Below are 11960 nucleotides of genomic sequence, written 5' to 3'. Positions count from 1 at the left end.
CCCCCGAGTTCAACGCTCAGAACGCGCGGTCGCCGTCGTCAGGACCCCGCCGGTGCGTCCTGAGTGTTGAACTCACGGGTCCTGAGCGTTCGACTCGGTGGGCCTGGAGGTTCGACACGCGGGGGTTCAGGTGGGGCGGCGGCGGGATTTGGCCAGGGAGCGGGCGCGGGCGACCAGGTCGTCCACCAGGTCCGAGTCGGCGAGCGGCGGGGTGGCGTCGGAGCAGCACGGTGGCTTGGTGCGCTTCTCGGTCAGCTTCGGGCGGACGCCGGCCAGGGCGTACAAAGTCTCGTAGAGGTCGCGGCCGGGGTCGTCGTCGTGCGGGCCGACGAGCAGGATCCACGCGGTGTGCGACGAGGGGAAGGCGACGACGACGCGGTCGGTGCCGCGGAGGTGCTTCACGCAGAGCCGGGGCAGCGGCTCGGGGCCGGTCACGCGGTAACCGAGGGCCAGGCAGCCGCTGTGGGCCAGTTCGTCCAGGAACCTGTCGTAGGCGACTCGGGCCGCACCGCGCAGGCCGGCGGCCTGGAAGGCCGCGACGGGCGTTTCGACGACGGTGATCAGCGAACTACGCGTCCTTCGCCACGGTGCATCTGCTCCAGGCTGGTGGCGAGGTCGTCGCGGTCGAGCAGCGCCGCGTCGCTCAACCGCCGGTGCACCTCGTCCAGCAACGCGCGGCTCTTGCCCGCCCGCCTCAAATCCGACACGACGTGCAGCACCTCGTGCAGCCGCACGGCGTCCAACAACATCCGGGGCTCCTGGCTGTGGATGGCCAGCACGCCCTCGCGCGCCCACGCCTTGACCGTCTTCTCGGTCAGGTCCAGCAGCTCACCGGCCACCACCGGCCGCACCGGCGGTGCCTTGCGCAGGGCCTTCGCCACCACGCCGCGCAGCTTGCGCCGCCGCTCGTCGTCCTCCGACAAGCTCGACGCGACCTCTTCGATCTCCTCGATCTGGTCGAACAGGTCGCGGATCTGCGCAGCCTCCGTGGCGACGGACATGACGGGCCTCCTCGGGTCACTACCGAGTATCACCCTGTTTTTCAGTAGTGGCAACAGTGGCCCCGCACCGAGGGCGCGGGGCCACCGGCCCGAAGATCAGGACGAGAAGAACAACCCACCCAGACCGCGGTGCTTCCGGTGCCCGTAGTGGCCGCCGTAACCCGGCGCGGCACCCCAGCCCGGCTGCACCGGCTGCTGGACGTAGTGCACCTGGGCAGGCTGCGGCGCGACGGGCGGCGGGGGCGGCGGAGTGGCCATCTGCTGCTCGAGCCGGGTGATGGCCTCGAGCTCGCCGTAGTCGAGGAAGACCCCGCGGCAGCCATCACACTGCTCGATGTGCACGCCCATGCGGTCGAAGGTGCGCATGTTCGCATGACACTTGGGACACTGCATCGTGTGAGCCTCCTGCTCTTGACGCGATGGATTCGATATTAGCCGCGCCGAATGGGTTCGTGTGTCGACACGATCCGGGCACATGCCTCGATCAGCGCTTCCTGGGCGTCGTTCAACTCCGTTCCGTCGCGCTCCGCAGCGGAAAGGGCACGCGCCGCCATCTGCACGACCAGAGCGCGCGCGGGCGCGTCCAACACCGACCACGGGTCGTCCCGCGGCACGCCCGCGCCACCCGCGTCCAGGTACGCCCCGAGCAGCCGTCCCCAAGCGTCGGGGTCCAGCACGCCCGCCGCGTGCAGCGCCGCCGGCCGCGCCAGGTCCCACGCCGGGTCGCCGACACCCAGGTCGTCCACGTCGATCAGCCGGAACCCGTCCCGCCACACCAGCTGGCCGAGGTGCCAGTCGCCGTGGATGAGCGTGGTGCCGCCCTCCTCGAACGCCGGCAACGTCGCGAACGCCCGCCGCACCAGGTCCGCCGCGGGCGTGTCCAGCGCCAGGTCGCGCACCGCCCGCCGCATCCGGGGCACGGCGCCGGCCAGGGGCACTGGTGGCGCGAAGTCCGCCGCGGTGAACCGGTGCAACGCGGCCAGCATCCGCCCGGCGGCCTCCATCGGCAGGTCCTCGGGCTCGCTCTGCGGCACCGGCGTGCCCATCGGCCACGCCGTCACGACCCGCCCGAGCACCACCGCCGGTACCGACCGGGGTGCGAGCAGCAGCTCGCCCAGCCGCGGGTCGGCGGCCAACCGGAGCCGCGCGGTGAGGACGTCGAGGTCCGAGCCGCGTTCGTGGGCCTTGAGCACCACGTCCGCGACCCGGACCACCACGACGTCGCCACGCACCGCGAGCACCTCGGGCGAGGCGTCGGCGGCCACCAGCGCCGCCATGCCCGCGATGAGATCGGAGTTCACCCGACCAGTGTGACCGGCGTCGGGCACTGCCCGGGCACGTCGTCGCCGGACACCTCACACCACTCGTTCGAGTGAAGTGGCGGCCGCCTCCACCTGCGCGTCGCGCCGATCCGTGTTCTGATGACTGCGAGTCGCCGGGCGAGCGGCTGCGACGACCGTCACACGTCACGCCCGCAGTGGACGGGCGCACGGCGCGTCGTCCGCCCGATCAGGCGCGGTAGCGGATCCGTTTTGACCCGTGGGAACCAGGCGGGGTATCTTTGGTACTCGTGCCCGACCCATGTCGGGCCGCTCCGCGTGCCTACGCGCCAGTGGTGCTGGAAAGCCGGCCGCGGTGACCTCCACGCGTAGGGGCATCCTGGGATGTCGCCTGCGGACCTGGGGCCGCTGTGTACGCACTTTCGGCACTGCCGAGAGCGGCGACACGCCCGACCTCGGGTGCAGAGAGGGACCAAGTAAACAGGGCTCGTCGCCCACGCGGCGGGCACGTAAAGGGAAGAAGCAGCCGGCGTATGCCAACGATCCAGCAGCTGGTCCGCAAGGGCCGGCAGGACAAGGTCGCCAAGCAGAAGACCGCGGCGCTCAAGGGCAGCCCGCAGCGGCGCGGTGTGTGCACCCGCGTCTACACGACCACGCCCAAGAAGCCGAACTCGGCGCTGCGCAAGGTCGCCCGCGTGAAGCTGACGAGCGGTATCGAGGTCACGGCTTACATCCCCGGTGAGGGCCACAACCTGCAGGAGCACTCGATGGTGCTCGTGCGCGGCGGTCGTGTGAAGGACCTACCCGGTGTCCGCTACAAGATCATCCGCGGTTCCCTCGACACGCAGGGCGTGAAGAACCGCAAGCAGGCTCGCAGCCGGTACGGCGCGAAGAAGGAGAAGAGCTGATGCCCCGCAAGGGACCGGCCCCGAAGCGGCCGCTGATCTCCGACCCGGTCTACAGCTCTCCGCTGGTGACCCAGCTCATCAACAAGGTGCTGGTCGACGGCAAGCGCTCCGTGGCCGAGCGGATCGTGTACGGCGCCCTCGAGGGTGCCCGCGACAAGACCGGTACCGACCCGGTCGTCACGCTCAAGCGTGCGCTGGACAACGTCAAGCCCGCCCTCGAGGTGAAGTCCCGCCGCGTCGGTGGCGCCACCTACCAGGTGCCGGTCGAGGTCAAGCCGGGTCGCTCGACCACGCTCGCGCTGCGCTGGCTGATCACCTTCTCGCGGCAGCGCCGTGAGAAGACCATGATCGAGCGCCTGATGAACGAGCTGCTCGACGCGAGCAACGGCCTGGGCGCGAGCGTCAAGCGCCGCGAGGACACGCACAAGATGGCCGAGTCCAACAAGGCCTTCGCCCACTACCGCTGGTGACGTGACGCCAGGCGGGCAGCCCGAGTGGCCCGCCTGGCGCCTCCCAGCCCTAGTGAGCCTGCTACCAGCTAGCTCAAGACAGGGGAAGACACCCGTGGCACAGGACGTGCTCACCGACCTGGCCAAGGTCCGCAACATCGGGATCATGGCCCACATCGACGCGGGCAAGACCACGACGACCGAGCGGATCCTGTTCTACACCGGGATCAGCTACAAGATCGGCGAGGTCCACGACGGCGCCGCGGTGATGGACTGGATGGAGCAGGAGCAGGAGCGCGGCATCACGATCACGTCGGCCGCGACGACCTGCTTCTGGAAGAACCACCAGATCAACATCATCGACACGCCGGGCCACGTCGACTTCACCGTCGAGGTGGAGCGCAACCTCCGCGTCCTCGACGGTGCCGTTGCCGTGTTCGACGGCAAGGAAGGCGTCGAACCCCAGTCCGAGCAGGTCTGGCGCCAGGCGACCAAGTACGACGTCCCGCGCATCTGCTTCGTCAACAAGATGGACAAGCTGGGCGCGGACTTCTACTTCACCGTGCGGACGATCCAGGAGCGCCTGGGCGCCAAGCCGCTGCCGATCCAGATCCCGATCGGGTCGGAGAGCGACTTCATCGGCGTCGTCGACCTGGTCGAGATGCGGGCGCTGACCTGGCGCGGCGAGGTCCAGAAGGGTGAGGACTACACGGTCGAGGAGATCCCGGCCGACCTCGCCGACAAGGCCGCCGAGTACCGCGAGGCGCTGGTCGAGGCCGTCGCCGAGACCGACGACGAGCTCATGGAGTCCTACCTCGCCGGTGAGGAACTGACCGTCGAGCAGATCAAGACGGGCATCCGCGCGATCGTCAAGAACCGCACCGCCTACCCGGTGCTGTGCGGCTCGGCGTTCAAGAACAAGGGCGTCCAGCCCATGCTCGACGCGGTGATCGACTTCCTGCCCGCTCCGCTGGACCTCCCGCCGGTCGAGGGCACGCTGCAGGACGGCGAGACGCCGGCCTTCCGCAAGCCCGCGACGGACGAGCCGTTCTCGGCGCTGGCGTTCAAGATCGCCGCGCACCCGTTCTTCGGCAAGCTCACCTACATCCGGGTCTACTCGGGCAAGGTCGCCTCCGGTACCCAGGTCATCAACTCGACCAAGGACCGCAAGGAGCGCATCGGGAAGATCTTCCAGATGCACGCCAACAAGGAGAACCCGGTCGAAGAGGCCATCGCCGGTCACATCTACGCCGTGATCGGTCTCAAGGACACCACCACCGGTGAGACCTTGTGCGACCCGCAGCACCCCATCGTGCTGGAGTCGATGACCTTCCCCGAGCCGGTCATCCAGGTGGCGATCGAGCCCAAGACGAAGGCCGACCAGGAGAAGCTGGGCACCGCGATCCAGAAGCTGGCCGAGGAGGACCCGACGTTCCGGGTCAACCTCGACCAGGAGACCGGCCAGACGATCATCGCCGGCATGGGCGAGCTCCACCTGGACATCCTGGTGGACCGCATGCGCCGCGAGTTCAAGGTCGAGGCCAACATCGGCAAGCCGCAGGTGGCGTACCGGGAGACGATCCGCCGCAAGGTGGAGAAGTACTCCTACACCCACAAGAAGCAGACCGGTGGTTCCGGCCAGTTCGCGAAGGTCCTCATCGACCTGGAGCCGCTGGAGAAGACCGAGGACGGCGCTCTCTACGAGTTCGTCAACGCGGTCACCGGTGGTCGCATCCCGCGGGAGTACATCCCGTCCGTGGACGCGGGCGCCCAGGACGCGATGCAGTACGGCGTGCTGGCGGGCTACCCGCTGGTGGGCGTCAAGGTGACGCTGGTCGACGGCGCCTACCACGAGGTCGACTCGTCGGAGATGGCGTTCAAGATCGCGGGCTCCATGGCGCTCAAGGAAGCCGCCCGGCAGGCGAGCCCGGCGATCCTCGAGCCGTTGATGGCCGTCGAGGTCACCACGCCCGAGGACTACATGGGCGACGTGATCGGCGACTTGAACTCCCGCCGTGGCCAGATCCAGGCCATGGAAGAGCGCAGTGGCACCCGCGTCGTCAAGGCGCTGGTCCCGCTGTCGGAGATGTTCGGGTATGTCGGCGACCTGCGGTCCAAGACCCAGGGTCGCGCGAACTACTCGATGACCTTTGACTCCTACGCCGAGGTTCCCGCGAACGTCGCGAAGGAGATCATCGCGAAGGCGACGGGCGAGTAACCCCAACCGGAGCACCGCAGCACCACGCGGGCTCTCCGGGGGGATGCCCCGGGGTCCGCACAACCGACCCTGACGTGAAGTCCGGCGGGTGGGAACCCACCCGCCGGGCTAAGCAATAGAAGTCCAGGAGGACATTCCAGTGGCGAAGGCGAAGTTCGAGCGGACGAAGCCGCACGTCAACATCGGCACCATTGGTCACATCGACCACGGTAAGACGACGCTGACGGCTGCCATCTCCAAGGTCCTGCACGACAAGTACCCGGACCTGAACCCCTTCACGCCGTTCGACCAGATCGACAAGGCGCCGGAGGAGAAGCAGCGCGGCATCACGATCTCGATCGCGCACATCGAGTACCAGACCGACAAGCGCCACTACGCGCACGTCGACTGCCCCGGTCACGCCGACTACATCAAGAACATGATCACCGGTGCGGCGCAGATGGACGGCGCCATCCTGGTGGTCGCGGCGACCGACGGCCCGATGCCGCAGACCAAGGAGCACGTCCTCCTGGCCCGCCAGGTCGGTGTGCCCTACATCGTGGTGGCCCTGAACAAGGCCGACATGGTGGACGACGAGGAGATCCTGGAGCTCGTCGAGCTCGAGGTCCGCGAGCTGCTCTCCGAGTACGAGTTCCCCGGTGACGACCTGCCGGTCGTCCGCGTCTCCGCGCTGAAGGCGCTGGAGGGCGACGCCGAGTGGGGCGAGAAGCTCATCGGTCTGATGGACGCCGTGGACGAGAACATCCCGGAGCCCGAGCGCGAGGTCGACCGGCCGTTCCTGATGCCGGTCGAGGACGTGTTCACCATCACCGGTCGTGGCACCGTGGTGACCGGCCGCATCGAGCGCGGCATCGTCAAGGTCAACGAAGAGGTCGAGATCGTCGGCATCAAGGAGACCTCGAAGAAGACGACGGTCACCTCGATCGAGATGTTCAAGAAGTTCCTCGACGAGGGCCGCGCGGGCGACAACGCCGCGCTGCTGCTGCGTGGCGTGAAGCGCGAGGAGGTGGAGCGCGGCATGGTGATCATCAAGCCCGGCACCACCACCCCGCACACCGAGTTCGACGCGCAGGTCTACATCCTGTCGAAGGACGAGGGTGGCCGCCACACGCCGTTCTTCAACAACTACCGCCCGCAGTTCTACTTCCGCACCACCGACGTGACCGGCGTCGTGACCCTCCCCGAGGGCACCGAGATGGTCATGCCGGGCGACACCACGACCATGTCCGTGAAGCTGATCCAGCCGATCGCCATGGACGAGGGTCTGCGGTTCGCCATCCGCGAGGGTGGCCGCACCGTCGGCGCGGGCTCGGTCACCAAGATCATCAAGTGACCTGGCTCTAAATCTCACCCCCCGATTTGGTCTGCGCACCCCGGTGTGCGACCATTGACGGGTTGCTCGTCGGGGCGGCCGGTTCGAGTTCTGGACTCGGCCGCCCCGTCACGAGCGGGGTTTGATCGAGTAAGACAATCCCACAGGTTTCATCAGTGGGACCGGTCTATGGGTTGGGGCGCGACACGCCCGACCGCGTGGACCGGGCACCGTGACACCGCTCGGTGTCAATCCTGAATAGGGGGCGGAGCGCGCCGGAGGTCCCGTGACCTCGTGCAAGGTGCCCGCACCGCAGCGGTACTAGAAGCAGAGGAACGGCAAGCCATCATGGCGGGACAGAAGATCCGCATCCGGCTCAAGGCCTACGACCACGAGGCGATCGACGCGTCCGCGCGCAAGATCGTCGAGACCGTGACGCGCACCGGCGCTCGGGTCGTCGGGCCTGTGCCGCTGCCCACTGAGAAGAACGTTTACTGCGTCATCCGCTCGCCGCACAAGTACAAGGACTCGCGCGAGCACTTCGAGATGCGCACGCACAAGCGTCTGATCGACATCCTCGACCCGACGCCGAAGACGGTGGACGCGCTCATGCGCATCGACCTGCCGGCGAGCGTCGACGTCAACATCCAGTAAGCGTTGGACGCGGCAGTGTTGATCCCATTTGGGGCGGAGAGTAACGAGACCCATGTCTGACAGGCAGGTTAAGGGCCTCCTGGGCACCAAGCTCGGCATGACTCAGGTCTTCGACGAGAACAACCGGATCGTTCCGGTGACCGTCGTCAAGGCCGAGCCGAACGTGGTCACCCAGGTTCGGACCCAGGAGAACGACGGCTACTCGGCCGTGCAGCTGGCCTTCGGCGCGATCGACCCGCGCAAGGTCAACAAGCCCGTCGCGGGCCACTACGCCAAGGCGGGCGTCACGCCCCGCCGCCACCTGGCGGAGCTGCGCACCACGGATGCGTCCGAGTACACGGTCGGCCAGGAAATCACCGCCGAGGTCTTCGAGGCCGGCGTGGTGGTCGACGTGGTCGGCACCAGCAAGGGCAAGGGCACCGCGGGTGTCATGAAGCGCCACGGGTTCAAGGGCCTCGGCGCCAGCCACGGCACCCAGCGCAAGCACCGCTCGCCGGGTTCCATCGGCGGCTGCGCCACGCCCGGCCGCGTGTTCAAGGGCCTGCGGATGGCGGGTCGGATGGGCAACGTGCGGGTGACCACCCAGAACCTCAAGGTGCACCGCGTGGACGCCGAGTCCGGCCTGCTGCTCATCAAGGGCGCCGTGCCCGGTCCCAAGGGCGGCACCGTGTTCATCAAGACCGCTGCGAAGGGTGGTGCCTGATCATGACTTCCGTTGAGATCCGCACCCCGGCGGGCAAGGCCGACGGTTCCGTCGAGCTGCCCTCCGCGATCTTCGACGCGCAGGCGAACGTGGCCCTGCTGCACCAGGTCGTCGTGGCCCAGCTGGCCGCGGCCCGCCAGGGCACGCACGCCACCAAGACCCGCGGCGACGTCCGCGGTGGTGGTAAGAAGCCGTACCGGCAGAAGGGCACCGGCCGCGCCCGTCAGGGCTCGACCCGCGCGCCGCAGTTCGCCGGTGGTGGCGTCGTCCACGGCCCGCAGCCGCGTGACTACAGCCAGCGCACCCCCAAGAAGATGAAGGCCGCCGCCCTGCGTGGCGCCCTCTCCGACCGGGCGCGTGCCGGCCAGGTGCACGTGGTGACGAGCTTCGTCGAGGGCGACACGCCGTCGACCAAGTCGGCCCGCAAGGTGCTGGGGTCGGTGACCGAGGCCCGCCGCGTGCTGGCCGTGCTGCTGCGCACCGACGAGGTTTCGTGGGTCAGCCTGCGCAACCTGCCGCACGTGCACATCATCGCGCCGGACCAGCTCAACACCTACGACGTGCTGGTCAACGACGACGTGGTGTTCACCAAGGACGCGCTCGACGTGTTCCTGGCGAGCAAGGCCCAGCACGGGCAGGGTTCCGCCGAGGCCACCGCGACGTCGTCCGACGCCGACGAGGAGGCCGCGAAGTGATCCCCGACCACCGGGACATCCTGCTCGCGCCGGTCATCTCCGAGAAGTCCTACGGGCTGCTCGAGGAGAACAAGTACACCTTCGTGGTGGCCCCCGGCTCGAACAAGACCCAGATCAAGATTGCCGTGGAGAAGGTCTTCGGCGTCAAGGTCGTCAGCGTCAACACGATCAACCGCCAGGGCAAGCGCAAGCGGACCCGCACGGGATACGGCAAGCGCAAGGACACCAAGCGCGCCATCGTGACGCTGTCCGCCGAGAGCAAGCCGATCGAGATCTTCGGCGGCCCGGCCGCCTGATGACGACGAGGACTGCGTAGAGATGGGCATTCGCAAGTACAAGCCGACGACCCCGGGTCGTCGCGGTGCGAGCGTCTCCGACTTCGCCGAGATCACTCGGACGACGCCGGAGAAGTCGCTGGTCCGCCCGTTGCACGGCCGTGGTGGCCGCAACGCGTCGGGCAAGATCACCACGCGGCACAAGGGTGGCGGTCACAAGCGGGCCTACCGCCTGATCGACTTCCGCCGCACCGACAAGGACGGCGTGCCGGCCAAGGTCGCTCACATCGAGTACGACCCCAACCGCACCGCGCGCATCGCGCTGCTGCACTACCTCGACGGCGAGAAGCGCTACATCATCGCCCCGTCGAAGCTGCAGCAGGGCGACATGGTGGAGAACGGCCCGAAGGCTGACATCAAGCCGGGCAACAACCTGCCGCTGCGCAACATCCCGGTCGGCACCGTGATCCACGCGATCGAGCTCCGCCCCGGCGGCGGCGCGAAGATCGCCCGGTCCGCGGGCGCCAGCGTGCAGCTCGTCGCCAAGGACGGCCCCTACGCCCAGCTGCGGATGCCCTCGGGCGAGATCCGCAACGTGGACGTCCGGTGCCGCGCCACGGTCGGCGAGGTCGGCAACGCCGAGCACCAGAACATCAACTGGGGCAAGGCGGGCCGCATGCGGTGGAAGGGCCGCAAGCCCACCGTCCGCGGTGTCGCGATGAACCCGGTCGACCACCCGCACGGTGGTGGTGAGGGCAAGACCTCCGGTGGTCGCCACCCGGTGAACCCGGCCGGCAAGCCCGAGGGTCGCACCCGCCGCCGCAACAAGCCAAGCGACAAGCTCATCGTCCGGCGTCGTCGCACCGGTAAGAAGCGCTGAGCAGGGAGGGAGTGAAGGATGCCTCGCAGCCTTAAGAAGGGCCCCTTCGTGGACGACCACCTGCTCAAGAAGGTGGACGTCCTCAACGAGTCGGGCAAGAAGACCGTCATCAAGACCTGGTCCCGCCGGTCGACGATCATCCCCGACATGTTGGGCCACACGATCGCGGTGCACGACGGCCGCAAGCACGTGCCGGTGTTCGTGACGGAGGCGATGGTCGGGCACAAGCTCGGCGAGTTCGCCCCGACCCGCACGTTCAAGGGCCACATCAAGGACGACCGGAAGTCGCGCCGTCGCTAGGCGACGAACTAGAGGAAGAGCAAGGGGAAGCAGCGATGAACGCCCGTAACGAAGCCGAAGCGCCGGAGTTCCCGCGCGCCGTGGCTCGGGCTCGCTACGTCCGTGACACGCCCATGAAGGTGCGTCGCGTCGTCGAGCTCATCAGGGGTCGTAGCGCCAGCGAGGCCCTGGCCGTGCTCCAGTTCGCGCCGCAGGCGGCATCTGAGCCGGTCCGCAAGGTGCTGCAGAGCGCCGTGGCCAACGCCGAGAACAACCTGTCCCTGGACCCCGACACCCTGTGGGTGTCGAAGGTCTACGTGGACGAGGGTCCGACCCTCAAGCGGTTCCGCCCGCGTGCCCAGGGCCGTGCGTACCGGATCCGCAAGCGGACGAGCCACATCACCGTCGAGGTGGAGAGCCGTCCGAAGAAGACCAGCGCGAAGGCCGGCGCTGACAGGAAGGGGGCTCGGTAGTGGGCCAGAAAATCAACCCGCACGGCTTCCGACTTGGGATCACCACGGACTGGAAGTCCCGCTGGTACGCCGACAAGCAGTACGCGGAGTACGTGGCGGAGGACGTCAAGATCCGCAAGCTGCTGTCCAAGGGCATGGAGCGCGCCGGTATCTCGAAGGTGGAGATCGAGCGCACCCGCGACCGGGTCCGCGTCGACATCCACACCGCCCGGCCGGGCATCGTCATCGGCCGCCGCGGCGCCGAGGCCGACCGCATCCGCGGTGAGCTGGAGAAGCTCACCAAGAAGCAGGTGCAGCTCAACATCCTCGAGGTGAAGAGCCCGGAGTCGGACGCCCAGCTCGTCGCGCAGGGCGTGGCCGAGCAGCTGTCCAACCGCGTGGCGTTCCGCCGCGCGATGCGCAAGGCCATCCAGTCGGCCATGCGCTCGCCCCAGGTCAAGGGCATCCGCGTGCAGTGCGGCGGTCGTCTCGGCGGTGCCGAGATGTCCCGCTCCGAGCACTACCGCGATGGCCGCGTGCCGCTGCACACGCTGCGTGCCGACATCGACTACGGCTTCTTCGAGGCCCGCACCACGTTCGGCCGGATCGGCGTGAAGGTGTGGATCTACAAGGGCGACATCGTCGGTGGCATCAGCGCCAAGCGCGAGCGTGACGCCGCTCCGGCGGCCGACCGCGCGCCGCGTCGTGACCGCGACCGCGCCGACCGCCCGAACCGGGCGCGTCGTTCCGGTGCCAGCGGCACCACCGCGACCAGCACCGAGGCCGGCCGGGCCGCTGCGGGCGACCAGGCCGCCGCGCCGACCGCGACCGAAGAGAAGACGGAGGGCTGAGTC

16 protein-coding genes are annotated in these 11960 nt (G+C 68.5%); 12 read left to right on the top strand and 4 right to left on the bottom strand.

Going from position 1 to position 11960, the window contains the following annotated elements:
• Window positions 1-126: 126 nt before the first annotated feature.
• The 4 genes from B0I31_RS19750 to B0I31_RS19735 form a co-directional block, all read right to left on the bottom strand.
• Entirely contained in the window at window positions 127-435 is a 309-nt protein-coding gene (locus tag B0I31_RS19750) for a hypothetical protein (RefSeq protein ID WP_106616832.1), read from the bottom strand.
• Window positions 436-560: 125 nt separating this feature from the next.
• Window positions 561-1001 (bottom strand): hypothetical protein, encoded by a 441-nt coding sequence (locus B0I31_RS19745; protein WP_106616831.1) that lies wholly within the window; start codon window positions 999-1001, stop codon window positions 561-563.
• 96 nt (window positions 1002-1097) lie between these two features.
• Window positions 1098-1394, bottom strand: a complete 297-nt coding sequence (locus B0I31_RS19740; RefSeq protein WP_073885924.1) for a TFIIB-type zinc ribbon-containing protein — start codon at window positions 1392-1394, stop codon at window positions 1098-1100.
• A gap of 38 nt (window positions 1395-1432) precedes the next feature.
• Entirely contained in the window at window positions 1433-2302 is an 870-nt protein-coding gene (locus tag B0I31_RS19735) for a phosphotransferase (protein ID WP_106617058.1), read from the bottom strand.
• Window positions 2303-2814: 512 nt separating this feature from the next.
• Here B0I31_RS19735 and rpsL point away from each other — a divergent pair.
• From rpsL to rpsC, 12 genes are all read left to right on the top strand, one after another.
• A complete protein-coding gene (gene rpsL / locus B0I31_RS19730) occupies window positions 2815-3189 on the top strand; it encodes a 30S ribosomal protein S12 (RefSeq protein ID WP_030473471.1) in 375 nt (124 codons plus the stop codon).
• Window positions 3189-3659, top strand: a complete 471-nt coding sequence (gene rpsG / locus B0I31_RS19725; RefSeq protein WP_053715239.1) for a 30S ribosomal protein S7 — start codon at window positions 3189-3191, stop codon at window positions 3657-3659. Before rpsL ends, rpsG begins: the two co-directional genes overlap by 1 nt.
• 94 nt (window positions 3660-3753) lie before the next feature.
• The gene (fusA, locus tag B0I31_RS19720; protein ID WP_106616830.1) at window positions 3754-5856 is read left to right on the top strand and encodes an elongation factor G; all 2103 of its coding nucleotides are present in this window, start codon (window positions 3754-3756) and stop codon (window positions 5854-5856) included.
• Between the two features lie 139 nt (window positions 5857-5995).
• Complete coding sequence (gene tuf / locus B0I31_RS19715) at window positions 5996-7189, top strand: elongation factor Tu (RefSeq protein WP_106616829.1); 1194 nt, start codon at window positions 5996-5998, stop codon at window positions 7187-7189.
• A gap of 327 nt (window positions 7190-7516) precedes the next feature.
• Window positions 7517-7822, top strand: a complete 306-nt coding sequence (gene rpsJ, locus B0I31_RS19710) for a 30S ribosomal protein S10 (RefSeq protein WP_003938093.1) — start codon at window positions 7517-7519, stop codon at window positions 7820-7822.
• Between the two features lie 52 nt (window positions 7823-7874).
• Window positions 7875-8525, top strand: a complete 651-nt coding sequence (rplC, locus tag B0I31_RS19705; RefSeq protein ID WP_073885920.1) for a 50S ribosomal protein L3 — start codon at window positions 7875-7877, stop codon at window positions 8523-8525.
• A gap of 2 nt (window positions 8526-8527) precedes the next feature.
• Window positions 8528-9220 carry a 50S ribosomal protein L4 gene (rplD, locus tag B0I31_RS19700; protein WP_106616828.1) on the top strand — a complete coding sequence of 231 codons (693 nt, stop codon included), beginning with the start codon at window positions 8528-8530 and terminating at the stop codon, window positions 9218-9220.
• Window positions 9217-9516, top strand: a complete 300-nt coding sequence (rplW, locus tag B0I31_RS19695) for a 50S ribosomal protein L23 (protein WP_073885918.1) — start codon at window positions 9217-9219, stop codon at window positions 9514-9516. The genes rplD and rplW overlap by 4 nt, the downstream gene beginning before the upstream one ends.
• Before the next feature lie 22 nt (window positions 9517-9538).
• Window positions 9539-10375 carry a 50S ribosomal protein L2 gene (gene rplB, locus B0I31_RS19690; RefSeq protein WP_077011035.1) on the top strand — a complete coding sequence of 279 codons (837 nt, stop codon included), beginning with the start codon at window positions 9539-9541 and terminating at the stop codon, window positions 10373-10375.
• 18 nt (window positions 10376-10393) lie between these two features.
• Complete coding sequence (gene rpsS, locus B0I31_RS19685; RefSeq protein WP_015105260.1) at window positions 10394-10675, top strand: 30S ribosomal protein S19; 282 nt, start codon at window positions 10394-10396, stop codon at window positions 10673-10675.
• A gap of 35 nt (window positions 10676-10710) precedes the next feature.
• A complete protein-coding gene (gene rplV, locus B0I31_RS19680; RefSeq protein WP_053715232.1) occupies window positions 10711-11127 on the top strand; it encodes a 50S ribosomal protein L22 in 417 nt (138 codons plus the stop codon).
• Window positions 11127-11957 (top strand): 30S ribosomal protein S3, encoded by an 831-nt coding sequence (gene rpsC / locus B0I31_RS19675; protein WP_073885916.1) that lies wholly within the window; start codon window positions 11127-11129, stop codon window positions 11955-11957. The genes rplV and rpsC overlap by 1 nt, the downstream gene beginning before the upstream one ends.
• Window positions 11958-11960 lie beyond the last annotated feature (3 nt).

Origin of the sequence: Saccharothrix carnea, assembly GCF_003014735.1 — a bacterium.
GTDB lineage: Bacteria > Actinomycetota > Actinomycetes > Mycobacteriales > Pseudonocardiaceae > Actinosynnema > Actinosynnema carneum.
Note: the sequence above shows the minus strand (reverse complement) of the source record. Positions and strands in the feature narration are given on the sequence as shown.